A 25,846-nucleotide genomic window follows, 5' to 3' on the forward strand; every position below is an offset into this window, starting at 1 on the left:
ATAATCCTTCCGAAAGCGCGTTTCTCCCATTTCGAGGATGTGAGTGGTGTGATGATAGCGCAGGACAAAGTCCGAAAGCTTGTGCCGCCCTGCATGGTCGTTCATGAGCTCCTGCATACCGGGCAAAACCTGGTCACAGATGGCGTTAAAATCGACCTTTGCCTTGATAAGGAGGGAGGTCATCTGGTAATACTGCCGCGCCAGAAGCTGAAGCTCCCGATATGTATCCTCCGGCAGTCTGGTCGGTTGAAGCTCCTGCCAATAGGCCAGACCGTACAAAGCGATCTGCATGGCGTCGATTCGATCGGTCTTCACCTTGCGGATACTTTGTGAGCAAAACCGCTTCATCCGCAGCGAATTGACGACGGAGACGAATATTCTGTTCTCCAACAAAGCAGCCACCACTGGGCAATGGTAGCTGCCGGTGCTTTCCAAAACGACACGAACCTCTTCGCCGCTGTTGTGCAGCAGTGATACGAGCTCCGACATTCCTTCCCTTGTATGCTGAACTTCAAACGGAGCGTACACGATCTCTCCCCCTGGCTTCATTCCGCACACGGTGCTTTTTCCTTTGGACACATCGATCCCGATACTGAGCATGGGCATTCCTTCTTTCCTGATAAAATATTGCAATGCTTCCGCACCGGCTTATTACGATTCAATTTGGTTCGTGACGCGCACGCGGCATAGCCGGAGCAACCTGCTCAATCGAATCTTTATAACAAGAGGGCGGAGGACTGTTTACAGCTCGAGCGCTTGGCTCACCAAAGAAACCGTCCATCCATTGCCCTCCCATTATAACAAAAATAAGCATAGCTTCCGAGGCTTCCTATACGCTTCGGGTGCTATGCTTATTTTGTACCAAACTACGAAATGTGCGTGTTGAGATACAACCGGAAAGCTGCAATGCAGTGGGCTTTGTACACAGCGGGCTTTTGATGCTGCTCATTGATGTGGCCGCCAGCCAGACCGCAATGGCCGACGATGGGCAGTAAGTGACGCAGAATATCTTTGTGAGTTTTCTTTCCAATGTGAGGGAAGGAATGCTTATCGTAGAATCAGAAACCGTTAAGAGAGAAAGACTGTGCTGATCCATGTTCAGACTTTTAGCAAAGAGGGAAGGTTTCTGGCAGATGCATCCATCACCATGATGCGGACAAATTGATATACAATACAAAACTGTAACATTTATCTTATTTAACAGTTTTACTTTTTATCTCCTTCCTGTTATGTTGGAGACAGAACAGAAAGGAGGCGGGACAAATGCTCACAACAACGCTCGAACTGCTCGCCATCTTGGGCAGCATCTATTTTCTCAAGGCGCTCGCAGTTATCCGTGGAGTGTAAATCTGATGCGACGAAGCCAACCATGGCAAAACGCCTCCGCTTTAGGCGGGGGCGTTTTGCCACTCACAGGTTTTACTTGTAACTGATAGCGATTATAGCCGTTTCCATTTTCAACAAAGAAAAGATTTAAGCAAATATGACGTCCTGCATCACAACCTCCTCCTCTGCACTGCGTATGTTGTTCATGGCTCCGACCCACGCCATTTGATCTTCTTTTAACTGCTCTGTGACGCCTTGTGCCTGCGCCATCTGCTCGATCAAAAGCCGCAACATTTCGTTTGCCTCGTGGTCAATCTCGTTGAGATGGTGCGTCAGTTGGCCGGAGGTTTTCAAGTTGATGTAGGTTGCTCTGTGGTGCTCTTTTAGGTACTTGAGCCGCATACGGCCAAAGCGTCCGTAGGTTGCGGATTCTTCCTCGAGTATCGCCAAATCCGGCAGGTAGTAATCTCCGTATTTGCTATATGTAATTTCCATTTTGCGTTCCTTTCTGTTTTCCAATTTACCCTTGCTTTTACCCTTTATAAGTTTGAACTTTATAAAACAATCGGACTGACTGGTACAGATTGTTTTATGATTCAGACTGTTTGACACAAAATTGTACGAAAAAAGTTACTAAAAACACTCACGCCGCAATTCGAATCCTTCTCCCGCTGCCAAAGAAGGTCTCGAAGCCATAAGGCTTCGGGACCTTTATTTCGTATGAAGAAAGCATGGCCGCCGGTAGACCGGTGGCCATGCTTTATCTATTAGCTTGCAGCCCGCGGAATCGCTTTTAAAAGCAGGCCGGCCGTCCTCACATCCAGATGGAAAAGACGCGCAGGATGGGTTCAAACATCCGCCGCAGCAGGCCGCGGTGCGCCCACTCCTCGGGCGTGACGGCATGGCTTTTATCCAGAATGCCGTCCATGTCCTCCAGCAGGCTCTCGATGGCGCTCGCGCCGTAGAGCATGACGCCGCACTCGTAGTGCAGCTCAAAGCTGCGATAGTCGAAGTTGACTGAGCCGACAAAGGCCGTCTCGCGGTCGACCATGATGCTTTTGGCGTGCAGAAAGCCTGGTGTATAGCGGTACACCTTTACATGGTGCTCAAGCAGCTCGCCGATGTAGGAGTCCGCCACCGCGTCGGCGTACCAGTGATCCGGCGTACCGGGCAGCATCAGCCGGACGTCCACCCCGCCGTCGCCGGCGATGCACAGCGCGCGCATGATATTCTCGTCCGGGATAAAATACGGCGTCGTGATATAAAGGAAGCGGCGCGCGCTGCCGATGAGCTGCAAAAAGGTATCCTCGGCGGGGTTGTCGGGATTGTTCTGCGGACCGTCGAGAAACGGCTGACAAAAGCCGTCCGTTGCCGGCGAGGTGTGAGGACGGTAGTAGTCCCGCTCCTCGTGCAGCTCGCCGCCGAGAAAGCTCCACATATTGAGGAACGCCGCGGTCAGGCCCCAGACACCCTCGCCCTCCAGGCGGATGCCGCTGTCCTTCCAGTAGCCGAAGCGGTCAATGAGGTTCGCGTACTCGTCGGCAATGTTTACGCCGCCGGTGTAGGCGGTCTCGCCGTCGATGACCGTGATCTTGCGGTGGTCGCGGTAGTTGAAATAGAGGCGGTTGACATACTCGTGCACGGGGTTGAAGACGATGACCTCCACGCCCGCGTCGCGCAGCGTCTGCAGGCTCTCCGCGCTGAAACGCTTGATGTTGCCGAAGTCGTCGAAGATGATCTTGACCTCCACGCCGCTGCGGGCGCGCTCGCAAAGGGCCGCGCTCATGCGGTCCCAGAGCTTTCCCTCGGCGAGGATAAAATACTCCATGAAGATGAAGCGCTCCGCCGCTTTGATGCGACCGAGAATATCCTCCAGCAGCAGCGCCCCCTCGGGAAGATAGACCGCCTTCGTGTTCTGATAGAGGTAAAAGCCGCGGCTGCTCAGATACTGAGATACTCGCGACCAGCCGGGCAGCGCGCGCTGCAGACGGTCCGCGTTGAGCGCGCTGCGGTTTCGCAAACTCTCCGGCTCCTCCGGCGGGAGCTTCGGCACCGTCTGACGCTGTAAGCGCTTGCGCTGCGTGTCGCCGCCCCAAAGAAGGTAGAGGATCAGGCCGACCACCGGCACAAAGAGGATGGGAATGATCCACGCCACACGGTAGGAAAGGTCGCCCGGCTTATTGTAGATATACAAAGCCGTAATCAGGGCAATGCCCTCCAGCGCGCCGTAGATGAGCGCAAAGTGATCCTTGAGGTAGCGCGTTGTGAGCACAACGAACAGGACCTGCACCGCCAGCAGCGCCGCCGCCAGCGCGATGCGCAGGGCCGCAGCGATGCGGCGCTCTCCCCTTTGCTGTAACCGCGGCTTTTTCATCCGTCCTCTCCTTCCCTCTCGTCGGTCTCTTTAATGGCTGCCGTTCTTCGTCAGCAGCTCCTGCTTGATGTCATAGAGCTTTTGGCTCAGGTCCACATAGTAGCGGTGGGGGTTGTCGAAGCGCTTGACCTCGTCCCAGAGCGTATCGACCTGTGCGGCGCAGTAGGCGCGGATCTCCTCGAGCGAGGGCTGCTTGTAAACCAGCTCGCCGTTTTTGAAGATCGGCACGAGCAGCTCGCGCGCCTCGAAGTGATAGACCTCCTTGCGCTTCCAGGTCGCCTCGGGGTCGAAGATGGTCATTTTGTCGCTGTCGTCCACCGTTTCGTCGTAAACGCACAGGTAGTCCGCGATGGCCTTGCCCGTGTCGCGGCCGTAGAAGCGGTAGAGCTTCTTGAAATGCGGCGTGGTGATCTTGCCGACGTTCTCGCTGATCTTGATCTTGGGGACTACATTGCCGTCCTTATCCTCTACGGCGACGAGCTTGTAGACGCAGCCGAACACCGGCTCGCTGCGCGCGGTGATGAGCCGCTCGCCGACGCCGAACGAATCGATCTTCGCGTCCTGCATCCACATATCGCGGATGATATACTCGTCGAGCGAGTTGGAAACGGTGATAGTCGCCGTCTCCCAGCCGGCCTCGTCGAGCATTTCGCGCGCCTTGCGGGAAAGGTAGGCGATGTCGCCGCTGTCGAGGCGGATGCCGCACTTGGTGATGCCCTTCGGGCGCAGCACCTCGTCAAAGGCGCGGATGGCGTTGGGGATGCCGGAGTGGAGCGTGTCGTAGGTGTCCACCAGCATGATGGCGTTGCCGGGATAAAGCTCGCAGTAGGTCTTGAAGGCGTCGTACTCGGTGTCGAACATCTGCACCCAGGCGTGGGCCATCGTGCCGAGCGCGGGCACGCCGTAGAGCTCGTCCGTGATGGTGCAGGCCGTGCCGATGCAGCCGCCGATGTAGGCGGCGCGCGCGCCGACGATGGCGGCGGCGGTGCCCTGCGCGCGGCGGGAGCCGAACTCCATCACGCCGCGGCCCTTGGCCGCGCGGGCGATGCGGTTGGCCTTCGTGGCGATCAGGCTCTGGTGATTGACGGTCAGCAGCGCGAAGGTCTCGACGAGCTGCGCCTCGATGGCGGGCGCGCGCACAATGACCATCGGCTCCTTCGGGAACACGGGCGTCCCCTCCGGTACGGCGTAAATATCGCCGGTGAAGCGGAAGGTGCGCAGATATTCCAGAAATTCCTCACAGAAAATGCCCTTGCCGCGCAGGTACGCAATGTCCTGCTCGTCAAAGTGCAGATCCTCGATGTATTCGATGAGCTGCTCGAGGCCCGCCGCGATGGCAAAGCCGCCTCCGTCCGGGACCGAGCGGAAATAAACGTCAAAATAGGTGATGCGATCTTTGAAGCCAGTTTGGAAATAGCCGTTGCCCATGGTCAGCTCGTAGAAATCGCAGAGCATGGTCATGTTCAGTTTTTCTTCCGTTTTCATGGAACACCTCATATAAACTCGGCCGCGGTACGCTCACCACGGCCTTATGATGCCCTCATTATAGCCCGCTTTTACGGATAAAGCAAGGCTTTTCAAGGCTTTTGCTTGACTTTGCCCTGCAAGTCTCCTATGATATGCATGAATTTACTTCATTGGAGGAGCGCAAAATGGGCGTTATTCTGGGCATTGACATCGGCGGCAGCAGCACGAAGATCGTGGGGCTGCACGAGAACGGCACAGTCATTGATATGCTGCGCGTGAAGGCGGAGGACCCGCTCACCTCGCTCTACGGCGCGCTCGGCAACTTCCTCGCCACGCACAGCCTGAAGCTCACGGACATCGGCCACATCGCGCTCACCGGCGTGGGCGCCTCGTATGTGGACGGCGACATTTACGGCGTGCGCACGGTCAAGGTCGAGGAGTTCCCCTCCGTCGGCGTGGGCGGTCTGGCGCTGAGCCGGAAGGAGCGGGCGGTCGTGGTGAGCATGGGCACCGGCACCTCGCTGCTCTGGGCGGAAAAGGGCGGCGAGATCCGCCACATCATCGGCAGCGGCATCGGCGGCGGTACGCTCTCGGGCCTCAGCGAGCTCATCACGGGCGTGCACCAGTACGCGCTCATCCGCAAGCTCTGTCAGGACGGCGACCTCTCCCAGATCGACCTCACCATCGGCGATATGTCCAAGGGCAAGGTCGGCACGCTGCCGCCGGAGGCGACGGCGGCGAACTTCGCCAAGCTCGCCGAGGACGCCACGAGCGCCGACAAGATGCGCGGTCTCGTGAATCTTGTCCTGCAGGCCATCGGCACGATGTCCGTGCTCGCCTGCCGCACCTGCGGCACGAACACGGTCGTGCTCACCGGCGCGCTCACGATGCTCCCGCCCGCGCACGAGACCTTTGAGCTCTTCACACAGCTCTACGGCGTGGAGTACATCATCCCCGAGAACGCCACCTTTGCCACCGCCATCGGCGCGGCGCTCTACAGCATGAGAGCGGAGGGCTGAGACGGACCAATGATCTCTGTTAAAAGGAAAAATGCGCTTGCTATCTGCGCGCTCGTACTGCTCGGCTGCGCGGCAATGACGCTTGTTGACGGCGTACTCCGCCCTCCCTACGCAGTCAAATCCGCCGTTAAGCTCGCACTCTTTCTGCTTGCTCCCCTGCTCTATGGGTATGCTGCGGGCAAGGACGGTTACCGCGCTCTTTTCCGTATACAGCGGCGCGCGCTGCTGCGTGTGCTCGCTCTTGGGTTTGGCGTATTCGCGCTCATTCTCGGCGCTTATTTTGCGCTGCGCAGCGTCTTTGATTTTTCTGCTGTCACCGCGCTTCTCGGCAAGAATGCCGGCGTTACGGCGGAGAATTTCCTGTGGGTATCACTCTACATCTCCTTCGTCAATTCGCTTCTGGAGGAGTTCTTCTTCCGCGGCTTTGCCTTTCTTGTTCTGCGCAGGTATGCGGGCGAGCGCTTCGCCTGTGTTTTCAGTGCGCTGAGCTTTGCGCTCTACCACACGGCGATGATGCTCGGGTGGTTCCCTCCGCTTCTCTTCCTTCTCGCGCTCGCGGGACTTACTGCGGGCGGCGTGCTTTTTAATCTTCTCGACGCGAGAGCAGGGACGATCTTCCCCTCCTGGGCAGTTCACATCTTCGCAAACCTTGCCATCAACACGGTCGGCTTTATTCTTTTCAAGATCCTATAAAATAAGTGAAATTTGGTGGGAAAGTCAGGCAAATAACGCTTGACTTTCCCGTTTTTCCCTGTTATAATTGGTGAGCCGCTTTGAATGGGTATAAAGCATCGGCTCGTCCGATCACCCCCGACAGCGAGTCCGTAATAAAGGAAAGTGAGGTGCACACATGCAAGCGATCATCGTTACCGGCGGTAAGCAGTACAATGTCAGCGAGGGCGACACTCTGTTCATCGAGAAGCTGGACGTCGAGGCCGGCGAGGCCGTTACCTTCGACACCGTTCTGGCCATCGTGGACGGCGAGAACACCAAGTTCGGCACTCCCGTGGTGGAGGGCGCGAAGGTTGATGCCAAGGTCGTCAAGAACGGCAAGGGCAAGAAGATCCGTATCTTCAAGTACAACCCCAAGAAGGGCTACCGTAAACGCCAGGGTCATCGTCAGCCTTATACCAAGGTTGAGATCGGCAAGATCAGCTTCTGAGCCATGACGACCGTTACCTTCCTCACCGAGGGAAAGCGCATCATCGGCTTCGACGCGAAGGGCCACAGCGGCTATGCCGAGGCAGGCTCCGACATCGTCTGCGCCGCCATCACGAGCGCCGTGCGTCTCGTGGACGCGACCGTGAACGACGTGCTGGGTCTCGCGGCCTCCGTCAAGGTCCATGAAAGATCGGGTTCCATCGAGTTCCGTCTCCCCGGCGGTCTGAGCGCCGCAGCGGAGAGCACCTGCCAGTCTCTTTTGGCCGGCTTGATGCTCTATTTCACGGAGCTGCACGACGAGTACCCCGAAAACATCGAAGTAATGGAGGCGTGAGCCTCCTCTCCCCCCCCACGCATCATTCTACAGAAAGGATGGACTACGAATTATGATGAACATTGGTCTTCAGTTCTTCGCTCATAAAAAAGGTATGGGCTCGACCAAGAACGGCCGCGACTCCAAGTCCAAGCGCCTTGGTCCCAAGCGCGCCGACGGTCAGTTCGTTCTCGCGGGCAACATTCTTGTTCGCCAGCGCGGCACCCACATCCATCCCGGCGTCAACGTCGGTATCGGCAGCGACGACACCCTGTTCGCCAAGGCGGACGGCGTGCTCCGCTTCGAGAAGCTCGGCAAGGATCGCAAGCAGGCTTGCGTGTATCCCGCTGAGTAATTGAGTGGTTTGAAAAAGGAAGCGCAAGCCGACGGCTTGCGCTTCCTTTTTTGTGCTTTTCCTTGACGGAGCACGCAAAAGCGGGTAAAATAGTAAAGTTAGAGAATAATACCCCCGAAGGAGGTTTTTCGATATGGCAACGGAATTCATTGATAAGGCGCGCATCTCCGTTTCCGCCGGCAAGGGCGGCAACGGCGCGGTCGCGTTCCACCGTGAGAAATACATCGCAGCCGGCGGTCCCGACGGCGGCGACGGCGGCAACGGCGGCGACATCATTCTGCAGGTGGACGATAATATGTCCACGCTGATGGACTTCCGCTACAAGCGCAAATACACCGCCGAGAACGGCATGGACGGTCAGGGCAGCCGCAAGTTCGGCAAAAGCGGCAAGCCGCTCACCATCCGCGTGCCGCGCGGCACGCTCGTGCGCGACGCGGAGACGAACGAGATCATCAAGGATATGTCCTCGTCCGAGCCCTACGTCCTCTGCAAGGGTGGCAAGGGCGGCTGGGGCAACTGCCACTTCGCCACGCCCACCCGTCAGGTGCCGCGCTTTGCCAAGGCGGGCCTGCCCGGCGAGAGCCACGACGTCATTTTGGAGCTCAAGCTGCTCGCGGACGTGGGCCTCATCGGCTTCCCGAACGTCGGCAAATCGACGCTGCTCTCGGTCGTTTCCAAGGCGCGGCCGAAGATCGCCAACTACCACTTCACCACGCTCTACCCCAACCTCGGCGTCGTGTATGTCGACGAGGGCGTGAGCTTCGTGATGGCGGACATTCCCGGCATCATCGAGGGCGCGGCGGACGGTGCGGGCCTCGGCCACGACTTCCTGCGCCACATCGACCGCTGCCGCCTGCTCGTTCATGTGGTCGATGTCTCGGGCAGCGAGGGGCGCGACCCCGTCGCGGACTTCGACGCCATCAACGCCGAGCTGGCGCAGTATTCCCCCGAGCTGGCAACGCGCCCGCAGATCGTGGTCGCGAACAAGACCGACATTATGGAGGACGAAGCGCTGCTGGAAAAGCTGCGCGCGCACGTCGAGGAGGCGGGCTATCCCCTCTTCGCCCTTTCCGCCGCATCCCACACCGGCACGCGCGAGCTGGTGCTGAAGATCGCCGAAAAGCTCTCCACGCTCCCGCCGGTCACGGTCTACGAGCCGGAGTACGTCCCGCGCCCGCCGAAGCTCGACACCTCCGCCCCGCTCAACATCACGGTGGACGACAACACCTACATCGTCGAAGGCCCGTGGCTCGAGCGGCTCATGGCGAACGTCAACTTCTCCGACTACGAAAGCCGGATGTATTTCGACAAGATGCTGCGCGAGAGCGGCCTCTTTGCCCGCCTTGAGGAGATGGGCATTCAGGACGGCGACATCGTCAGCCTCTACAACCTCGAATTTGAATACCAGCACTAAGTCAGGCGGCGCTCCTCTCGGGAGCGCCGCCTGTTCGTTATTTGCCGTCTTCCCTCGGCGTTTTTTTCGTCTCGATCGGATAAAGCTGCGGGGCCTCGCCGCTTCCGCCGCAGAGGGCAAGGAAGACCTCCCCGAAGGCAGAATAGCCCTGCTCGCGCAGCTTCCGCGTGAGCCAGACCTCGTCCTTGCCGACGGACCGCAGATTCTCCGGCAGCACCTCGCCGTCCATAATGACCGGCGTCATGAGCACGCTCTGCTTCGGCGAGAGCGAAAGATCAGTCGGCTGCGCGGCGCGGTAGGCCTCCCTGGGCAGAAAGCTCAGGTTGCCGTTGTGCTCAAAGACGACCGTCTCGAGCTGGGAGAGGTCAAACCAGCCGCCCGCGCGGCAGAGCGTAAGAAACTCACTCAGGTCGAGCTTCGCGCGCTTGAGGTGCTCGCGGTAGAGCGTTCCTCCGTCGTAGAGGATGAGCGGCTTGCCCGTAAAGGCCCGCCGCGCGGCGAGAGACTTGTTCGTCCACAGCGCGACGCCCCAGGCCAGAAGCCCGTAGACCACCATGCCGGTGAGCGGACGCAGCGGCGACTCCGGCTCGGTCGCCATCTCGGCGGCAATGGAGCCGACCGAGATGCCGGAGATGTAGTCGAACATTGTCATCTGCGAGATCTGCTTGTTGCCTACCAGCTTCGTGAGCAAAAACAGAACCAGATACGAAACGACCGCTGTGACGGCGAGACTCAGAAAATCAAGTCCGTCCGTCGGCTGAACATTATCCATAAAAATCCTCCCGCGGCATTTTTTGCAGTTTGCCGCGGGAAGTGTCGTTTTATTCACTTCGTGTGGACGTTGATGAATTCCGCGCGCAGCTTGGAGTAGAGGATGGTCTGGCTGGAGTACAGTCCCCGGTAGCCCGAGCAGACATAGCTCACCGCACACACGACCGCGTAGCACAGCAGTCCGTCCGCGCCGAACAGCTCAACGCTGATGAGCAGCGAGGTGAGGGGGCAGTTCGTCATGCCGCAGAAAAGGCCCGTGATGCCGAGCGCCGCGGCAAAGCCCGCGGGCAGGCCGAGCAGCGCTCCCGCCGCGCAGCCGAAGGTCGAGCCGACAAAGAGCGTGGGCACGATCTCGCCGCCCTTGAAGCCGCAGCCGAGCGTAACGGCGGTAAAGACGATCTTGAGCAGGAACGCCTCCGGCTTCGCCGTGCCGCCGAGCGCGGCGGTGATGACATGGCCGCCCGCGCCGTTGTAGTCGCGGCAGCCGGCGAGCAGCGTCAGCGCGATCACAAGGCAGCCGCCGAGGAAGGCGCGCAGATAATCGTTTTTGACCAGCCGCTCCGCCAGATGCTCCGTGCGGTGGAGCGCCTCACAGAAGAGGATGCTCACCAGCGCGCAGCCGAGCGCCAGCGCCGCCGCGCGCGCCAGCGTGAGCGCGTCGGTCTCCGGTGCGGCAACGGCGAAGCGCATCGGCTCGATGCCGAAGCGCAGCGATACGGCGTAGGCTACCAGCGACGAGGTGATGCAGGGAATGAGGCCGGAATAGTACAACACACCAATGCTCACGACCTCGAGCGCGAAGAACACCGCCGCGAGCGGCGTGCCGAACAGCGCGGAGAACAGTGCGCTCATTCCGCACAGCGTCGCCAGGCGGCAGTCCTTATCGTCCATGCGCAGCATCTTGCCGAAGTGCTCGCCGAGGTCGCCGCCGATCTGCAGCGCGGCGCCCTCGCGTCCCGCGCTGCCGCCCGCCAGATGTGTGAGGAGCGTGGCGAGGAAGATGGCGGGAATGAGCAGGATCGGCAGCTCGCGGCCCTGATGCACCGCGTCGAGCACCGCGTTGGTGCCCACGCCCTGCGTGCGCAGGAAGCGGTAGAGCGCGACGATCAGCACGCCCGCGAGCGGCAGCGCGTAAAGCAGCGCAGGGACCTCCGTCCGCAACTCGGTGGCATACTCCACGCCGAGGTGAAAGAGCGAGCCGACCGCGCCGCCGACCGTGCCGATGAGCGCAGCGGCCAGCAGCCATTTGACCAGCGTTTTCACATACAGCATCACATGGTCGGTAAATCCCTGCAGCTTCTCCATCGCCCGTTCCCCTTTCCGTCCCATTTCTTTACGGCAATTTCACATCGTCTGAACAAGGTGATTTTACACGAGTCGGCGGAAAAGTCAAGCGGTGAAAAGGCTCATCGTTTTATCCGATGAAATTCATCGTATCAGCCGATGAACTGCTGCGTCCAGTAATGCCCGTCGGCGACGTATCCGACGCCGATCTTCGTGTAGGCGCTGCTGAGGATGTTGGCGCGGTGGCCCTCGCTGTTCATCCAGCCCGCGACGACCGCGGCGGGCGCGGCGTAGCCCATGGCGATGTTCTCGCCCGCCGTGCGGTAGCTGAGGCCGAAGGCGCGGAGCATCCGGAAGGGCGTGCCGTAGGTTGGGCTGTTGTGCGCAAAGTAGCGGTTATCATGCATATCCTGCGACTTGTAGCGCGCGACGCGGGAAAGCTCCCAGTCCTCCGTCAGCGCGGCAAGGCCGTGCTTCGCGCGTTCGGCGTTCACAAGGCGGACGACCTCCTGCTCGCAGGCGCGGACGGAGGCATCCGTCTCGGGAATGGTCAGCACGTCGCCGGGGTAGATGAGATTCGGATTTGCGACCTGCGGATTCGCGTCGATGATCTCGCTCGTGCCGACCTGATACTGCACGGCGAGCTTCCACATCGTGTCGCCGCGCTGCACGGTGTGGGACGCGGCAAGTGTCGGGACGGTCATGGCCGCGGCTGCCAGCAGCGCCAGCGATAGGGAAAGCAGTTTTTTCATGGTACATTCTCCTTTTCGTGCTTTTCAAGGGATTTGCTCCCTCCGTCCTCTAATGGTTACATTTTGTAACTATTTTTGCAAGTCCAACTATTTCCCAATTCCGGCAGGAATAGGAAACGGCGCGGCGGCAGACAATAGCAAAAACGCTTCGGAGGCACGCCTATGCAAACGCTTTGGAACAGCCGTGATACACTCCCCGCCTATCCACCGCTGCGGGAGGACCTGCACGCCGACGCCGCCGTGGTCGGCGGCGGCATGGCCGGCATCCTGACCGCCTACGCCCTGCACACGCGGGGCCTGCGCGTCGTGCTGCTGGAGGGCAGCCGCCTCGCCTCGGGCGTGACCGCGCACACGACGGCGAAGATCACCGCGCAGCACGGCCGGTTCTGCGAGCGGCTGGTGCATGACTTCGGCTTCCATCTGGCCCAGCAGTACCTGCGGGCCAATCTCTGCGCCGTGCGGCAGTTCCGCGCGCTCGTGCGGCAGAAGCGCATCGACTGCGGCTTCTCGGACGAAAGCTCCTTCGTCTATGCCGCGCCGGACGGCCCCTCCCTTACGCGCGAGCTGGAATATGCCCTGTCCCTCGGCGCGCCCGCGCGGCTGGTGAAGCCCGAGGGTCTGCCCTTTCCGGTGCGTGAGACGCTCTGCTTCGAGCGGCAGGCGCAGCTCTCGCCGCTGCCGTTCCTCGCGGCGCTGCTGCCGGAGCTGACGGTCTATGAGCACTCCCCCGTGCGCGACATCCGCGGCCACGCCGTCCGCTGCGACGGCGGCACGGTCACGGCGGAGCAGATCGTTGTCGCCACGCACTTCCCCATGCTCGAGCGCTTCGGGCTCTACGACCTGCGGCTGCGGCAGGAGCGCTCGTATCTCCTTGCGCTGACCGGCGCGCCGCCGCTCCCCGGGATGTGGCTCGACGCGGGTGAGGAGGGCTGGAGCCTGCGGCGCAGCGGGCGCTATCTGCTCCTCGGCGGAGGCGGGCACCGCTGCGGCGAAAACCTCGGCGACAGCTACGACCGTCTGCGCACGCAGGCGCAGCGACTCTTTCCCGCGGCGCAGGAGGCGTTCGCCTGGTCCTCGCAGGACTGCATGACGCTCGACGGCGTGCCGTACATCGGCCCCTATTCCTCGTCCGCGCCGTTCCTGCACGTTGCCACCGGCTTCGGCAAGTGGGGCATGACCGGCAGCATGGTCGCTGCCACGCTGCTCACCGCCCGCCTCACCGGCGAGGACTACCCCTACGCCGACATTTTCTCGCCCCAGCGCTTCTTCCCCTCCGCGTCCATCTCCGCCTTCTGGGAGGGCGCCGGCTACGCCGTGCGCGGCATCGGACGGCGGCTGTTCGTGCCCGCGCAGACCGCGGCGGCGGACATTGCCCGCACTCACGCGGGCATCGTGCAATGGCAGGGCAAGAAATACGGCGTCTACCGCCACACGGACGGCACGCTGTTCGCGGTGGACATCCGCTGCCCGCACCGCGGCTGCGAGCTGACGTGGAACGACGACGAGAAATCGTGGGATTGCCCCTGCCACGGCTCGCGTTTCGACTATACGGGCCATCGGCTCAGCGAGCCGGCCAAGGCCGCGCTCAAGCCCTGCAAGGACTTCCCGCAGGAGATATGAAAAAGCGAGCCGCACGGCTCGCTTTTTTACCGGTATTTTCTTATTCCGCCGCCTGCCAATGCTTGAGCGTCGGCAGGAGTCCCGCCAGATAGGCGCGCACCTGCCCGGCAGGCCATTGCTCGCTTGCCATGTGCTCCGCACAGAAGTCGATGAGCTTGTCCATGCTCGTATAGGCAAATTTGCCGTCGGCATAACACCACTTGCAGTAGTCCTCGTTGATGGCTCCGTCCGGCTCACGGCTGAGCGACGCCTCCTCGAGCGGCATCCCGCAGCACTGGCAGATCAGCTGCCGCGGCGAGCCCAAAAGCGTGTTGATCGACACGTCGAAGAGCCTTGAGAGCAGCTTGAGCGTCTCCGTGTTCGGCACCGTCTCGCCGTTTTCCCAGCGCGAGACCGCCTGCCGCGTCACAAACAGCCTCTCGGCAAGCTCATCCTGCGACATACCCTTTCCCGTGCGCAGCTCGTAGATCACATTCTTAGTTTCCATGCGATCACCTCCATGTCGGACAGCATACCCTCTTTCCGTCGGAAAAGCAAGCAACGCGCGGTTGCCCCCTTACGCCTCGACCGCCTCCGGCATCTCCGCACGCTCCTCCGCACCGTTCTCCGTCAGCTCGGGGTGCTTGAGATAGCGGCGGAGCGTCTGCCAGAAGAGCGCGTACTCGTGGCCCGTGCAGATGCGCTCGTCCATCACGATGCCGAGCGGCATGATCTTCTTGTTGTATTCACCGGTGAGGAAGTTGGGGACGGGCTTGCCCATGCAGACGAACACGCCCGTCGTGCCGAACTCGTAGCAGTGGTGGTAGATGGCCTCCGTGTTGATGCTGGCGAGGTTGGTGATGAAAAGGCTCGTGTGGAACGGGCTGAGGTCGATGACGAAGCGCGGCAGCAGGCCCAGGCGGTCGAGGAGCTTGACGAGGCCGACCACGAGCGTCGGCAGCACCGGCAGCGAGAACATGAAGTTCGCAAAGCGGTCGGTGTTGTTGTTATGCTCCTTTTTCTGGTTGAGCGCGACCGCGTCCTCGATCTTGCGGTTGATGGAAATGACGTCGTCCCCGTCCTCAAAGAAGATCTTCACGCTCGTCTCGTCGGGCGTGCCGTCGGCGCGCGTCTTGAGAATGACGAAGCTGACGCAGAAGTGGTTGCGCTGGTAGATCTTCGAGTTCATGATGAAGCGGTTGATCTTCGGGTGCTGCTGATACGCCTTGAAGTAGGCGGCGAGGATCAGCGCCATGTAGGAGATGCGCACGCCCTCCCGCCGCTTGCTCTGGATGTAGCGGCGCATCGGCTCCATCTCGGCATACTCGGTGATGTAATCGTGCGCGTCATAGCGGCGCGGCATGATATAGGGAAGCGCCGAAACAATGGCGCTGGCATTCTTGACTCTGGTTCCGTCCGGACGCATGGCAATACCTTCTTTCACGGTTCTTTGCGAATATTTTATACGTTCTTAACGCAATATGCAATGTTTTTCTTTTTACGACTTTCTTACATCTTTTTTAAGACCGCCGCCCCGCTTTGCTTTTTCAAGCCGAAGCGCAAAAATCTTACTTTTTGTTTAGTTGACAAAAAATCATTCAGGTCATTTCTTTTTTTCTATTGATTATCCAAATAAGCTGTACTATACTGTACTTGTCAAATCAGGCAAAAACCGTCATTTTACCTTAAAATAACAACGATCAGGAGGAAACAACAATGAAGTACAATCGCACCTACAACTTCTCCGCCGGTCCCGCCATGATGCCCGAGCCCGTGCTGGAGGAGATCCGTGACGAGATGATGAACTACCGCGGCAGCGGCATGTGCGTCATGGAAATGTCCCACCGCTCCAAGGTCTTCCAGCAGATCATCGACGAAGCCGACGCCGACCTGCGCGACCTGATGGGGATCCCCGACAACTATAAGGTCCTCTTCATTCAGGGCGGCGCCACCCTCCAGTTCGCGGCGGTTCCCTGGAACCTGATGAAGAACGGCAAGGCCGTCTACATCGACACCGGCGCATGGTCCAGCAAGGCCATCAAGGAAGCCAAGAAGTACGGTGAGGTCATCGTTGCCGCTTCCTCCAAGGATAAGAACTACAGCTACATTCCCGACTGCTCCGATCTCGATATTCCCGACGACGCCGACTACGTTTACATCTGCGAGAACGAGACCATCCACGGTGTGACCTGGCAGAAGCTGCCCAACACCAAGGGCCACATCCTCGTCTCCGACCAGAGCTCCATGTTCCTCTCCCAGCCCTGCAACGTCAGCGACTACGGCATGATCTACGCGGGCGTGCAGAAGAACGTCGGCCCTGCCGGCATGGTCATCGTCATCATCTGCGAGGACCTCATCCGCGAGGACCTCGACCCCAAGATGCCCATCTATATGCGCTACGACACCCACGCCAAGAACGGCTCCATGTACAATACCCCCAACTGCTGGGCGATCTACTGCTGCGGCAAGGTCTTCAAGTATCTCAAGAGCATCGGCGGTCTCGAGGAGATGCACAAGCGCAACATCGCCAAGGCCAAGGTCATCTATGACTTCTTGGATTCCTCCAAGATGTTCCACGGCACGGTCGAGCCGGAGTTCCGCTCTCTCATGAACATCCCCTTCGTCACCGACTCCGCCGAGCTGGATGCCGAAGTCGTCGCCGCCACCAAGGCTGCGGGCTACGATAACCTCAAGGGTCACAAGTCCGTCGGCGGTCTGCGCGCGAGCGTTTACAATGCCATGCCCATCGAGGGCGCTCAGGCGCTGGTCGACTTCCTCAAGAAGTTCGAGGCCGAGCACAAGTAAAACCATTTTAAAACATTTACAAGGAGAAAGTTATCATGCGTATTCTTGTTACTGACGGTATGGATAAGACCGCGATGGCCGAGCTGAAGGCTCAGGGTCACGAGGTCGTCGAGCAGTTCTACGAGCCCGCCGAGCTGGGCAAGGCCCTGCGTGACTTCGACGTGGTCGTCGTCCGCTCCAAGACCAAGGTCCGCGCCGCACAGATCGACGAGGCCAAGGGCAGCAATCTCAAGCTCATCATCCGCGGCGGCGTGGGCGTTGACAACATCGACGTCGATTATGCCAAGGCCGCCGGCATCGACGTGAAGAACACCCCGCGCGCTTCCTCCGAGTCCGTCGCCGAGCTGGCGATGGCTCATATGTTCTCCTGTGCCCGCTACATCTCCCACGCCGGCTACACCATGCGCAACGGCCAGTGGGAAAAGAAGGCCTACGGCAAGGGCATCGAGCTGTGCGGCAAGACCCTCGGCGTCGTCGGCTTCGGCCGCATCGGCCAGAAGCTCGGCGTGATGGCCAAGGCCATCGGCATGAACGTCATCGCCTTTGATATTTTCCACATCCCCGGCATCGAGGAGCAGTTGGGCATCCCTTACGTCGAGATGGACGAGCTGCTGGCGAAGGCTGACTTCATCTCCGTCCACGCTCCCGCGGTCGACGGCGGCGCGCTCATCAATGCCGAGCGCATTGCCAAGATGAAGGACGGCGTCGTCATCATCAACACCTCCCGCGGCACCAACGTCGACGAGGCCGCCCTGCTCGCCGGTCTGGAGAGCGGCAAGGTCCGCGCCGCCGGTCTGGACGTGTACGCCGACGAGCCCGCCACCAACAAGGCGCTCTACTCTCACCCGATGGTCTCCTGCACGCCGCACATCGGCGCCGCCACCGTCGAGGCTCAGAAGCGCATCGGCGCGGAGATCGTGGACATCATCTCCAAGATGTAAGCTCCTCTCTCCAATCGCAGCAAAGGGAAGCCCGCAGGGGCTTCCCTTTTGTCATACTCGCGCGGCTCCTTTCATAGACTGCACCAACAACATACTTTGAGGTGTACGCTATGGAAAAAAGTCAGAACTATGTGGAGCTTTGGGGCACAGCCGGCGCGGCTCCCTCCTTTTCGCACGAGAATCACGGCGAGAGCTTTTACCGCTTTCCGCTGCGCGTGGAGCGTCTGTCCGGGCAGAGTGACCTGCCTCTCATCCTCGCCCCTTCCACTCTGCTGGAGGGCATCGACATTGCAGAGGGCACGCCCCTGCGTGTGACCGGACAGCTCCGCTCGTTCAACAACCGCAGCGGGCACGGCAGCCGCCTTGTCATCTCCACCTTCGCCCAGTCCCTCGAGCCGTGCGACGACGGGCACTTCAACCGCATCCTGCTCTCGGGCGTGCTGTGCAAGCAGCCGACGCTGCGGCGCACGCCGCTGGGGCGCAGCATCTGCGATATGATCCTGGCGGTCAACCGCCGCTACGGGCGCGCGGACTATCTGCCCTGCATCGCGTGGGGAAAGGTCGCCGCCAAGATCGCAGAAATGCAGGTGGGCGACCGCCTGACGCTTGAGGGCCGCGTGCAGAGCCGCACCTACATCAAGCAGACCGACGCGGGCAGCGAGGAGCGCACCGCCTACGAGGTGTCGGTGATGCAGCTGCTGGACGACGAGGAAACAGAGCTGATCTGAAAAGCGGGGGACGCTGCGCGTCCCCCGCTTTCTTTGTCTTTTGGCCTGCCGCGCCGGCTCCTGCACGGCGCTAAGAGCTTTGCAGGACGCTTCTCCGATCGGTCTTTATGCCTTTTTCGTCACGGTTTTCGACCTATTCAGATTATTTATGAATGCTTCTCTTTACATTTTTTCCGTATAGTGATAGAGTGTTATACTGTTGTGTATTATACGCAAACGCAAGAAAAAGTGAGTGGATCGAATGGCAAGAATTTTCATGCTCAAGGGCGACATCAACCGCCCCGGTCATGTGGACATCCCCGAGGAATCGACCACGCTGCGCGAGGTCGTGGAGCAGCTCGGCGGCGGCATGGCGAACGGAAAAAGGTGCAAGGCCGTGCAGATCGGCGGCCCCAGCGGCGGACTTCTTTCCGCCGAGCAGCTTGACCTGCCGCTGCATTTCCAGCAGCTCAAGCCCTACGGCATCCGCCGCGGCGACAGCGTCATCACCGTCCTCGACGAGGACCGCTGCATGGTGGACGTCGCCTGCCGCTTCATGCAGTATACGCAGACGGAGTTCTGCGGCAAATGCGTTTCCTGCCGCGAGGGCACCAAGCGCATGAACGAGCTTTTGTGGGCGCTGCGCAATTACCGGCTGAGCGAGGAGGACTTCTCCCTGCTCATGGATCTCGGCGAGATGATCTCCGTCACCGCCTTCTGCAACCTCGGGCGCGGCTCGTTCTCGACGCTGCAAAGCGCCGTGAAATACTTCCCCGAGGAGTTTCGCGGCCATCTGGACGGTCACTGCGCGCTGTGCGAGAACGACTACCGCTATCCCATCCAGCCAGGCGATCTGCCCTACAACCGCATCTGTCTGGTCGTGGATCCCGCCATCTGCCGCGGGTGCAGCAAGTGCGCGCGCAACTGCCATGCGAATGCCATCACCGGCGTCGTCCGCTCGCCGTTTTCGATCGACCCGGAAAAGTGCGTGAAATGCTATACCTGCATCGAGGCTTGCCCCTTCGACGCGATCAAGGAGGTGGAGCTCGATGTCTAAGGGCGTTATGTACGTGGACAACATCCGCGTGGAATATGACAACGAACCCAACGTGCTCGAGGTCTGCCGCAAGGCCGGCGTTGAGATCCCCAACTTCTGCTTCCATTCCGATCTGTCCGTTTACGGCGCGTGCCGTATGTGCATGGTCGAGGAGGAGGGCACCGGAAAGATCGACGCAGCCTGCACCATGCCGCCGAAAAACGAGCTGCACATCCGCACCAACACGGCGCGGCTGCTCAAGTACCGCCGCATGATCATCGAGCTGCTGCTCTCCGCGCACTGCCGCGACTGCACCACCTGCGAGAAGAACCGCGCCTGCCGTTTGCAGGAGATGGCGGTCCGCTTCGGCATCCACCACGTCCGCTTCGACGATACGCGCGAGCACATCAAGATGGACTTCTCCAGCCCCGCCGTTACGATGGACCTCAACAAGTGCATCCTCTGCGGCGACTGTGTGCGCGTCTGCCACGAGGTGCAGGGCATCAGCAATCTGCGCTTTGCCGGCCGTGGCCCGGGCCTGCACATCGCCACGGCGGACAATAAGCCGCTGAGCGAGACGCACTGCGTCAGCTGCGGACAATGCTCCGCCGTGTGCACCACCGGCGCCATCACCATCAAGAACGACATCGGCCCCGCGTGGAAAGCCCTACAGGACCCGCAAAAGCGAGTCGTCATTCAGATCGCGCCCGCCGTGCGCGTCGCCATCGGCGAGGCCTACGGCCTCCCCGCGGGCGAAAATGTGCTCGATAAGCTCGTCACCGCGCTCAAAATCATGGGCGCGGACGAGGTGTACGACACCATCTTCGGCGCGGATCTCACCGTGCGCGAGGAATCCGCCGAGTTCCTGCGCCGGCTCGAAACCGGCGAGAACCTGCCGCTGATGACCTCCTGCTGCCCCGCGTGGGTGAAGTATGTGGAAAACGAGCGGCCCGAATTTCTGAAGAATCTCTCCACCGCCCGCTCCCCCATGCAGATGTTTGCGTCCGTGCTCAAGGAAAACTACCGCAAGAAGGACGCCGAGGACGGCCGCACGACCTTCCACATCGCCATCATGCCCTGCACCGCCAAGAAGATGGAGGCGCGGCGCGAGGAGTTCCGCGATGCCTACGGCGTCCCCTACGTCGACCTTGTGCTCACCACGCAGGAGGTCGTGCAGATGATGAAGGAGTCCGGCATCCGCTTCCAGATGCTGGAGAAGGAATCCCCCGACCTGCCCTACGGCATGGGCTCCGGCGCGGCGGAGATCTTCGGCACGAGCGGCGGCGTGGCTGAGGCAGTCATCCGCTGCTGCACCCCCGACAAGAGCAAGAATGCCCTGCGCACCATCGAGCACAGCGGCATCCGCGGCACGGACGCCGTTCGCTTCGCCGAGGTCACGATCAACGGCCGCAAGGTGCGCGCCGCCATCGTCCACGGGCTCGGCAGCGCCGCAAAGCTGCTCGATCAGATCCGGAGCGGCGAGGTGCAGGCGGACCTCGTCGAGGTCATGTCCTGCCGCACCGGCTGCGTCGGCGGCGCGGGCCAGCCCTACGCCCTGATGGCGAAAAAGCTCCAGCGCGCGCAGGGGCTCTACGAGATCGACCGCAGCGCCATGTTCAAGCGCAGCGAGCGCAATCCGGTCATCGACGCGATGTACGCAAACGGTCTCGCCGACCGCGCGCACGAGCTGCTGCACATCGAGTACAAGGACTGAGGAGGGCGCGCGATGGCGAAGCAGAGCCGCTGCGAGGACTGCATGAACTACGTCTATGACGAGGAGTACGACTGCTACACCTGCGAGCAGGGCGCCGAGCTGGACGAGGACGAAATGGCCCAATTCCTGCGTGGGGACTACCCCGCCTGTCCGTTCTACCATCCCGGCGAGAGCGACTACTATCTCTCCTCCAAGCAGTAAGAAAAAAGGGCAGGAGCCCTTTTTTCTTTTCGGAATGGTCTTGACAACATCCATTCTTTTTATTAGTATATTTGAAGAATCATTTAAATTTTTTGAAACCGGAGATACACGCACATGGAGATCCGCAATCTTGTCACATTTCTGAAGGTCACCGAGCTCAACAGCTTCTCCAAGGCTGCCGAGGCGCTGGACTATTCCCAATCCGCCGTCACCGTGCAGATCCAGCAGCTCGAGCGCGAGCTGGGCGTGCGTCTGTTCGACCGCATCGGGAAGAACGTCTCCATCACACAGTACGGCAAGAACTTCATCTCCTATGCCCGCGATATTGTCAGCGCCGTCGCCCGCGCGCAGGTCTTTGCCTCCGAGGAAACGGAGCTGACGGGCATGGTGCAGGTCGGCACGCTCAATTCCCTTATGACCGCGTCGTTCTCCGACATTGTCCCGGCCTTCCGCCAACGCTTTCCCCATGTGATGATGCGCCTGCACGCCGACATGGTCGCCTCGCTCAAGGACAAGCTGCTCAAAAACGAGCTCGACCTCATTTACACGCTCGATTCTCAGGTGCTCGACCCGCAGTTCGTCAAGGTCTTTGAGGCCGAGGAGGAGGTCGTGGTGGTCACGAACCGCGATAATCCGCTCGCCGCGCGCGAGAGCGTCCGTCTGGCCGAGCTGGTCGACCATCCCTTTATCCTGATGAACCGCACGAACGCCTACCGCGACCTGTTCGACACCGAGCTGGCCCGTCAGGGTCTGGAGATCCGTCCCTTCCTCGAGCTGGAGGACGACGTGCTCGCCCTGCGCCTGCTGTATGAGAATCCCGCGTACATGACCGTCCTGCCGCTCTACACCGTGAAAAAGAGCATCCATGAAAAGAGCCTTGCTGCGGTGCGCGTCGAGGACTGCAAAATGTCGCAGTTCCGTCAGGTCATCTATCACAAGAACAAGGTTCTCACCCCGCAGATTCAGGGGATGCTGGATACCATCGTCGAGGTCGCCAAGCGGCCGTTCTGAAAAAAGCATAGAAAAACGCGCAGCCGAAGGGCTGCGCGTTTCGTTTTGCGGATTTACTCCTCGTCCTTATCCTCGTCCGCGGCATCGGCCAGATCGGAGAGGTCGAACTCCAGCTTCGCGCCGCAGTTCGGGCAGATGATCTCGCCGTCCTCGAGCATGGTGTCGTCGAAGAAGATCTCCTCCTCGCACTCGGGGCAGGTGGTGGCGTAGCACTCCTCTTCCTCGTCGTCCTCGTCGTCCTCGTCATCATCGTCGTCATCGTCCCACTCGTCGTAGACGATGTCCTCCACATCGGAGAGGTCGTCGCTGATGACGTCCAGCCCGTCGCCGAGCTCCATGACCTCATCGGTCAGGTCCTCGACCTCGAGGGCGATCTCATCGAGCACGTCCACGACGGCGGCAAAGAGCTTGCCCTCGTTGGACTCCGTATCCACGTTCATGCCTTCCATCAGGCCCTTGAGATAAGCGATCTTTTCAGAAATACCCATAATGCTTCTCCTTTCAGATCAGATCAAACGGTTCCCTGCTGACTTGTTTTTTTACTTGGCGCGGCCCATGTACTCGCCGGTGCGGGTGTCGATCTGGATCTTGTCGCCCTCGTTGATGAACAGGGGGACCTTGATCTCGGCGCCGGTCTCGACGATGGCGGGCTTGGTCACGTTGGTGGCGGTGTCGCCCTTGGCGCCCGGCTCAGACTTGGTAACGACCAGCTCAACGAAGTTGGGCGGCTCGATGCCGAACACGCGGCCCTTGACGGACAGGACCTTGCACATGGTGTTTTCCTTGACGAAGCGGAACGCATCGCCGAGCAGCTCGCGGTTCAGGGGGACCATATCGTAGGTCTCCTGATCCATGAAGTAGTAGAGATCGCCGTCGTTGTAGCTGTACTCCATGTCCTTGCGCTCCACGAACGCCTCGTCGAACTTCGCGGTGGGGTTGAAAGAGGTCTCGGTGACCGCGCCGGTCTCGACGTTGCGCATCTTGGTGCGGACGAACGCCGCGCCCTTGCCGGGCTTGACGTGCTGGAACTCGACGACCTGATAGACCTTGCCGTCCATCTCAAAGGTCTTGCCGTTTCTGAAATCACCGGCTGTAATGGTTGCCATAGTTTTTTCCTCCATATTCCCGAGGAAATCACTACGGACTTCCTCAAATTCATAAAGTATCGGTTTTTAACCTATGGTATTTTACCGCATATAGGGCCTCATTGCAAGTAGTTTTCTCTATCTTGCGCCAAATTTTGCAAAATTATTGCCGCGCTGTGCGCTCGTCGTGCGCGCTCGTGCGCTTGAACGGCTCCTGCAGGGCATGGAGCACCTTCTGCCACGGACCGCGCGCGCCGCCCTTCGGCTCCACCATCAGCGCCAGCACACCGCTGCGCTTTGCACCGAGGATATCCGTGAGCAGCTTGTCGCCGAGCATCGCCGTATGCTCCGGCGGCGTTTTGAACTTCTCCAGCGCGCGGCGGTAGCCCCTTCGCGAGGGCTTTTGCGCGTGGCCCACGAAGTCGATGCCCAGCCCCGCACAGAAGCGCTGCACGCGCCGCGGGCTGCGGTTGTTCGACAAAACGGCGACGGTGACGCCCGCTGCCGCCAGCGCGGCGAGCCACGCGCGCACCGCGTCGTCCGGCTCGCGGACGGACTTGGGCGCGAGCGTATAGTCGAGGTCGGTGAGCAGCAGCGTCACGCCATGCGCGCGCAGGAAGTCCGGCGTCACGGCAGTATAATCGTCAAAAACCCAATGAGGTGTCAGGAGCATCGGCATGGTTTCCTTTCCGGGTGCATATCTATATTGGTAGTCTACCAATTTTTCCCGTTTTCTGCAAGGGGGTATCGCCTGTGTCTGTCTTTCTCGCGGTCACGCCGGCGGAGGCCGCAAGCTGCCGCGGCTACCGTGTGCCGCTCGTCCACATCGCCTACGCCGTCGGCGACGGCGGGCGGTTGCTGCGCAGCGAGCTGCCGCGCGGAGCGCAGGGCGGCCTGCTCGGTCTCTCCGACCGCTGCAATGGCCCTCTGCCGGAGCTGCCCATGCTCTGCCGCGCCATCCTCGGCGAGTGCCATGCGCGCCGCTTCGGCGGCGTGCTCGCGGACTTTGAGGGAGGCGCGTGGGAGGATCGTCTTCCCTTTCTCTCGCGGCTCGGCGCGATGCTCACGCAGAGCGGACGGCGGCTCTATGTGCCAGAAGCCTTCGCCGTGCCGGAGGCGAGCGTCCTCGTCTGCACCGCGCTTTCCGGCGGGACGCTGCGCGAACGGCTCTCGGACGCCGCCGCGCGCTACGGCACGCAGCGCATCGCACTCGACTGTCAGCGCCTTGCGATGGACTTCGTTCTCCCCTGCCGCAGCGGCGAGGGAATGCCGCTCACCCCGGAGGAGCTGTCCGCACGGCGGGAGAAGTGCGGCGCGGCGGTCTTTTTCTCCGAGGAGCTGTGCGCGAATTATTTCAGCTACACCGCGCAGGGCCGGGCGCATTTCGTTCTCTTCGACACCGCCGAAACGCTGCGGCGCAAGCTCCGGCTTGGGCGCGAGCGCGGCATGGAGACCGCCTTTTTCATGTATCCCGAGGTCAGCGACCTCCTGCCGGAGCTGCTCAACGCTTAGCGGTCATTGCCGCGTGCTCCTTCTGAAGCTCCGCAAACAGCTCCGCGGGCCTCCAGCCGCGGTTCGCCGCGGTCAGCATCGCCTTATACGGAATGCGCAGTCCGGTGCGTCGCATGGCGTTCAGCGCCTGATTCATGCGGTCGCCGTAGAAGCCGCAGAACACGAGCATCGGCTCGCCCAGCGGCAGCCCGGCATAGACCTCCTCCGTGCGCGGGCAATCCGCCGCGCCCGCGAGCGCGCCGACCGTCTGCGCGTAATCCGCAAGCGGCACGGCCTTCACCGCCATTTTGCGCGGTGCGAAGGTCTGCGTCAGCAGCGGCGCGATCGTCTCGCAGCCAAAGGCCAGAATGTGTTCCTTCATCGTATCCACTCCCTTTGGCACGAGTATAGCACGCCCCGCGCAGGATAGCAAGCGACCTGCGTCATTTCGCGCCGCACGGCGCGAAACCAAACGAAATCCGTCGCGCAGGACGACCTGCGCTGATTTGCCGCCCGCAGGCGGCAAATTAAATCCAATCGTTTTTTGCCGCGACCTGCGCGTGGTAAAAAACTCTTTGCGCGAAGCGAGCGTCGAATTGTCCGCTTCCTGCGGGCAACCGAGGCGCAGAGCGCAGCGTGATCCAAAAATCAAAAAGAAAGAGCATCACGTTGTGATGCTCTTTCTTTTTGAAGCAAAATTAGTAATAGCGCTTATTGCGGTTCTTACGGGCAGCCTCGCTCTTCTTGCGGCGCTTCACACTCGGGCTTTCATAGCACTCGCGCTTGCGGACCTCCGCCAGAACGCCGGCCTTGGCACAGCTTCTCTTGAATCTCTTCAGAGCGCTGTCCAGGCTCTCGCCTTCCTTGACATGGACCTCGGACATTTATGTTTTCCCTCCCTCCGATGCACCCGGCTATTTCCTGAGTGCTCTTTAAGAGTCATTGACATGACTAACGTGGGTATTATATTGAAAAACCGCCGGCTTGTCAATATCCTTTTTCGTTTTTTCGCAGAAATTC

30 protein-coding genes are annotated in these 25,846 nt (G+C 60.4%); 16 read left to right on the forward strand and 14 right to left on the reverse strand.

Going from position 1 to position 25,846, the window contains the following annotated elements:
* Positions 1 to 549 (reverse strand): IS110 family transposase (locus tag KQI17_RS01780; RefSeq protein WP_253285658.1); only part of this gene is annotated, 549 nt, incomplete at its 3' end.
* Between KQI17_RS01780 and KQI17_RS13500 the strand changes: the two genes are divergently transcribed.
* Positions 502 to 690 carry a hypothetical protein gene (locus KQI17_RS13500; protein ID WP_253285666.1) on the forward strand — a complete coding sequence of 63 codons (189 nt, stop codon included), beginning with the start codon at positions 502 to 504 and terminating at the stop codon, positions 688 to 690. The two genes, KQI17_RS01780 and KQI17_RS13500, sit on opposite strands and share 48 nt — an antisense overlap.
* A gap of 783 nt (positions 691 to 1,473) precedes the next feature.
* Here the strand turns inward: KQI17_RS13500 and KQI17_RS01785 are convergent.
* The 3 genes from KQI17_RS01785 to KQI17_RS01795 form a co-directional block, all read right to left on the reverse strand.
* Complete coding sequence (locus KQI17_RS01785; RefSeq protein ID WP_253285636.1) at positions 1,474 to 1,845, reverse strand: TnpV protein; 372 nt, start codon at positions 1,843 to 1,845, stop codon at positions 1,474 to 1,476.
* A gap of 295 nt (positions 1,846 to 2,140) precedes the next feature.
* Positions 2,141 to 3,700, reverse strand: coding sequence for a cardiolipin synthase (cls, locus tag KQI17_RS01790; RefSeq protein WP_216494544.1), 1,560 nt, complete (start codon positions 3,698 to 3,700; stop codon positions 2,141 to 2,143).
* A gap of 30 nt (positions 3,701 to 3,730) precedes the next feature.
* Positions 3,731 to 5,185, reverse strand: a complete 1,455-nt coding sequence (locus KQI17_RS01795) for a nicotinate phosphoribosyltransferase (protein WP_216494545.1) — start codon at positions 5,183 to 5,185, stop codon at positions 3,731 to 3,733.
* A 167-nt stretch (positions 5,186 to 5,352) separates the two neighbouring features.
* On the opposite strand from KQI17_RS01795, the gene KQI17_RS01800 reads away from it, so the two are divergent.
* The 6 genes from KQI17_RS01800 (at position 5,353) to obgE (ending at position 9,429) form a co-directional block, all read left to right on the forward strand.
* Entirely contained in the window at positions 5,353 to 6,186 is an 834-nt protein-coding gene (locus tag KQI17_RS01800) for a pantothenate kinase (protein WP_216494546.1), read from the forward strand.
* Positions 6,187 to 6,195: 9 nt separating this feature from the next.
* A complete protein-coding gene (locus KQI17_RS01805; protein ID WP_216494547.1) occupies positions 6,196 to 6,879 on the forward strand; it encodes a CPBP family intramembrane glutamic endopeptidase in 684 nt (227 codons plus the stop codon).
* Between the two features lie 157 nt (positions 6,880 to 7,036).
* Positions 7,037 to 7,348, forward strand: coding sequence for a 50S ribosomal protein L21 (gene rplU / locus KQI17_RS01810; protein WP_216494548.1), 312 nt, complete (start codon positions 7,037 to 7,039; stop codon positions 7,346 to 7,348).
* 3 nt (positions 7,349 to 7,351) lie between these two features.
* A complete protein-coding gene (locus KQI17_RS01815) occupies positions 7,352 to 7,681 on the forward strand; it encodes a ribosomal-processing cysteine protease Prp (protein WP_022018286.1) in 330 nt (109 codons plus the stop codon).
* 52 nt (positions 7,682 to 7,733) lie between these two features.
* Positions 7,734 to 8,015, forward strand: coding sequence for a 50S ribosomal protein L27 (gene rpmA, locus KQI17_RS01820; protein ID WP_022018285.1), 282 nt, complete (start codon positions 7,734 to 7,736; stop codon positions 8,013 to 8,015).
* Positions 8,016 to 8,148: 133 nt separating this feature from the next.
* Positions 8,149 to 9,429 carry a GTPase ObgE gene (obgE, locus tag KQI17_RS01825; RefSeq protein WP_216494549.1) on the forward strand — a complete coding sequence of 427 codons (1,281 nt, stop codon included), beginning with the start codon at positions 8,149 to 8,151 and terminating at the stop codon, positions 9,427 to 9,429.
* Between the two features lie 37 nt (positions 9,430 to 9,466).
* Here the strand turns inward: obgE and KQI17_RS01830 are convergent, their stop codons facing one another.
* From KQI17_RS01830 to safA, 3 genes are all read right to left on the reverse strand, one after another.
* A complete protein-coding gene (locus KQI17_RS01830) occupies positions 9,467 to 10,201 on the reverse strand; it encodes a DUF421 domain-containing protein (RefSeq protein ID WP_216494550.1) in 735 nt (244 codons plus the stop codon).
* Between the two features lie 53 nt (positions 10,202 to 10,254).
* The gene (locus KQI17_RS01835; RefSeq protein ID WP_216494551.1) at positions 10,255 to 11,505 is read right to left on the reverse strand and encodes a chloride channel protein; all 1,251 of its coding nucleotides are present in this window, start codon (positions 11,503 to 11,505) and stop codon (positions 10,255 to 10,257) included.
* A gap of 131 nt (positions 11,506 to 11,636) precedes the next feature.
* On the reverse strand, positions 11,637 to 12,236 hold the full coding sequence (gene safA, locus KQI17_RS01840; RefSeq protein ID WP_216494552.1) for a SafA/ExsA family spore coat assembly protein: 600 nt from the start codon (positions 12,234 to 12,236) through the stop codon (positions 11,637 to 11,639).
* A 162-nt stretch (positions 12,237 to 12,398) separates the two neighbouring features.
* Here safA and KQI17_RS01845 point away from each other — a divergent pair, with 162 nt between their 5' ends.
* Positions 12,399 to 13,856, forward strand: a complete 1,458-nt coding sequence (locus KQI17_RS01845) for an FAD-dependent oxidoreductase (RefSeq protein ID WP_216494553.1) — start codon at positions 12,399 to 12,401, stop codon at positions 13,854 to 13,856.
* A gap of 40 nt (positions 13,857 to 13,896) precedes the next feature.
* On the opposite strand, the gene KQI17_RS01850 is transcribed toward KQI17_RS01845, so the two are convergent.
* Together KQI17_RS01850 and KQI17_RS01855 are read right to left on the reverse strand one after the other, a co-directional pair.
* A complete protein-coding gene (locus tag KQI17_RS01850) occupies positions 13,897 to 14,343 on the reverse strand; it encodes a zinc ribbon domain-containing protein (protein ID WP_216494554.1) in 447 nt (148 codons plus the stop codon).
* 69 nt (positions 14,344 to 14,412) lie between these two features.
* Positions 14,413 to 15,261: a hypothetical protein gene (locus KQI17_RS01855; protein ID WP_216494555.1), complete on the reverse strand. Its 849-nt coding sequence runs from the start codon at positions 15,259 to 15,261 to the stop codon at positions 14,413 to 14,415.
* A 290-nt stretch (positions 15,262 to 15,551) separates the two neighbouring features.
* Between KQI17_RS01855 and serC the strand changes: the two genes are divergently transcribed.
* The 7 genes from serC to KQI17_RS01890 all read left to right on the forward strand — a co-directional run bounded on the left by serC (position 15,552) and on the right by KQI17_RS01890 (position 22,250).
* Complete coding sequence (gene serC, locus KQI17_RS01860; RefSeq protein ID WP_216494556.1) at positions 15,552 to 16,640, forward strand: 3-phosphoserine/phosphohydroxythreonine transaminase; 1,089 nt, start codon at positions 15,552 to 15,554, stop codon at positions 16,638 to 16,640.
* Positions 16,641 to 16,675: 35 nt separating this feature from the next.
* Positions 16,676 to 17,581, forward strand: a complete 906-nt coding sequence (locus KQI17_RS01865) for a D-2-hydroxyacid dehydrogenase (protein WP_253285637.1) — start codon at positions 16,676 to 16,678, stop codon at positions 17,579 to 17,581.
* A 110-nt stretch (positions 17,582 to 17,691) separates the two neighbouring features.
* Positions 17,692 to 18,309 (forward strand): single-stranded DNA-binding protein, encoded by a 618-nt coding sequence (locus tag KQI17_RS01870; RefSeq protein ID WP_216494557.1) that lies wholly within the window; start codon positions 17,692 to 17,694, stop codon positions 18,307 to 18,309.
* Between the two features lie 241 nt (positions 18,310 to 18,550).
* Positions 18,551 to 19,345 carry an NADH-ubiquinone oxidoreductase-F iron-sulfur binding region domain-containing protein gene (locus KQI17_RS01875; protein ID WP_216494558.1) on the forward strand — a complete coding sequence of 265 codons (795 nt, stop codon included), beginning with the start codon at positions 18,551 to 18,553 and terminating at the stop codon, positions 19,343 to 19,345.
* Positions 19,338 to 21,038 (forward strand): [FeFe] hydrogenase, group A, encoded by a 1,701-nt coding sequence (locus tag KQI17_RS01880; protein ID WP_216494559.1) that lies wholly within the window; start codon positions 19,338 to 19,340, stop codon positions 21,036 to 21,038. The genes KQI17_RS01875 and KQI17_RS01880 overlap by 8 nt, the downstream gene beginning before the upstream one ends.
* A gap of 12 nt (positions 21,039 to 21,050) precedes the next feature.
* Entirely contained in the window at positions 21,051 to 21,239 is a 189-nt protein-coding gene (locus KQI17_RS01885) for a DUF6472 family protein (protein WP_022018615.1), read from the forward strand.
* A 114-nt stretch (positions 21,240 to 21,353) separates the two neighbouring features.
* Positions 21,354 to 22,250, forward strand: a complete 897-nt coding sequence (locus KQI17_RS01890; RefSeq protein WP_022018614.1) for a LysR family transcriptional regulator — start codon at positions 21,354 to 21,356, stop codon at positions 22,248 to 22,250.
* A gap of 53 nt (positions 22,251 to 22,303) precedes the next feature.
* On the opposite strand, the gene KQI17_RS01895 is transcribed toward KQI17_RS01890, so the two are convergent.
* The 3 genes from KQI17_RS01895 to KQI17_RS01905 form a co-directional block, all read right to left on the reverse strand.
* Positions 22,304 to 22,738 carry a CD1247 N-terminal domain-containing protein gene (locus KQI17_RS01895; RefSeq protein ID WP_216494560.1) on the reverse strand — a complete coding sequence of 145 codons (435 nt, stop codon included), beginning with the start codon at positions 22,736 to 22,738 and terminating at the stop codon, positions 22,304 to 22,306.
* Positions 22,739 to 22,789: 51 nt separating this feature from the next.
* Positions 22,790 to 23,356 (reverse strand): elongation factor P, encoded by a 567-nt coding sequence (efp, locus tag KQI17_RS01900; protein ID WP_022018612.1) that lies wholly within the window; start codon positions 23,354 to 23,356, stop codon positions 22,790 to 22,792.
* 142 nt (positions 23,357 to 23,498) lie between these two features.
* Positions 23,499 to 24,008, reverse strand: coding sequence for a YqeG family HAD IIIA-type phosphatase (locus KQI17_RS01905; protein ID WP_253285638.1), 510 nt, complete (start codon positions 24,006 to 24,008; stop codon positions 23,499 to 23,501).
* A gap of 80 nt (positions 24,009 to 24,088) precedes the next feature.
* Here KQI17_RS01905 and KQI17_RS01910 point away from each other — a divergent pair, with 80 nt between their 5' ends.
* The gene (locus KQI17_RS01910) at positions 24,089 to 24,847 is read left to right on the forward strand and encodes a hypothetical protein (protein WP_216494562.1); all 759 of its coding nucleotides are present in this window, start codon (positions 24,089 to 24,091) and stop codon (positions 24,845 to 24,847) included.
* On the opposite strand, the gene KQI17_RS01915 is transcribed toward KQI17_RS01910, so the two are convergent.
* On the reverse strand, positions 24,837 to 25,208 hold the full coding sequence (locus KQI17_RS01915; RefSeq protein ID WP_216494563.1) for a DUF3783 domain-containing protein: 372 nt from the start codon (positions 25,206 to 25,208) through the stop codon (positions 24,837 to 24,839). The genes KQI17_RS01910 and KQI17_RS01915 overlap by 11 nt on opposite strands.
* A gap of 316 nt (positions 25,209 to 25,524) precedes the next feature.
* Positions 25,525 to 25,710 (reverse strand): 30S ribosomal protein S21, encoded by a 186-nt coding sequence (rpsU, locus tag KQI17_RS01920; RefSeq protein WP_021859008.1) that lies wholly within the window; start codon positions 25,708 to 25,710, stop codon positions 25,525 to 25,527.
* Positions 25,711 to 25,846: the final 136 nt, after the last annotated feature.

The organism is Oscillibacter sp. MSJ-31, from assembly GCF_018918025.1.
Classification (GTDB): domain Bacteria; phylum Bacillota; class Clostridia; order Oscillospirales; family Oscillospiraceae; genus Hominicoprocola.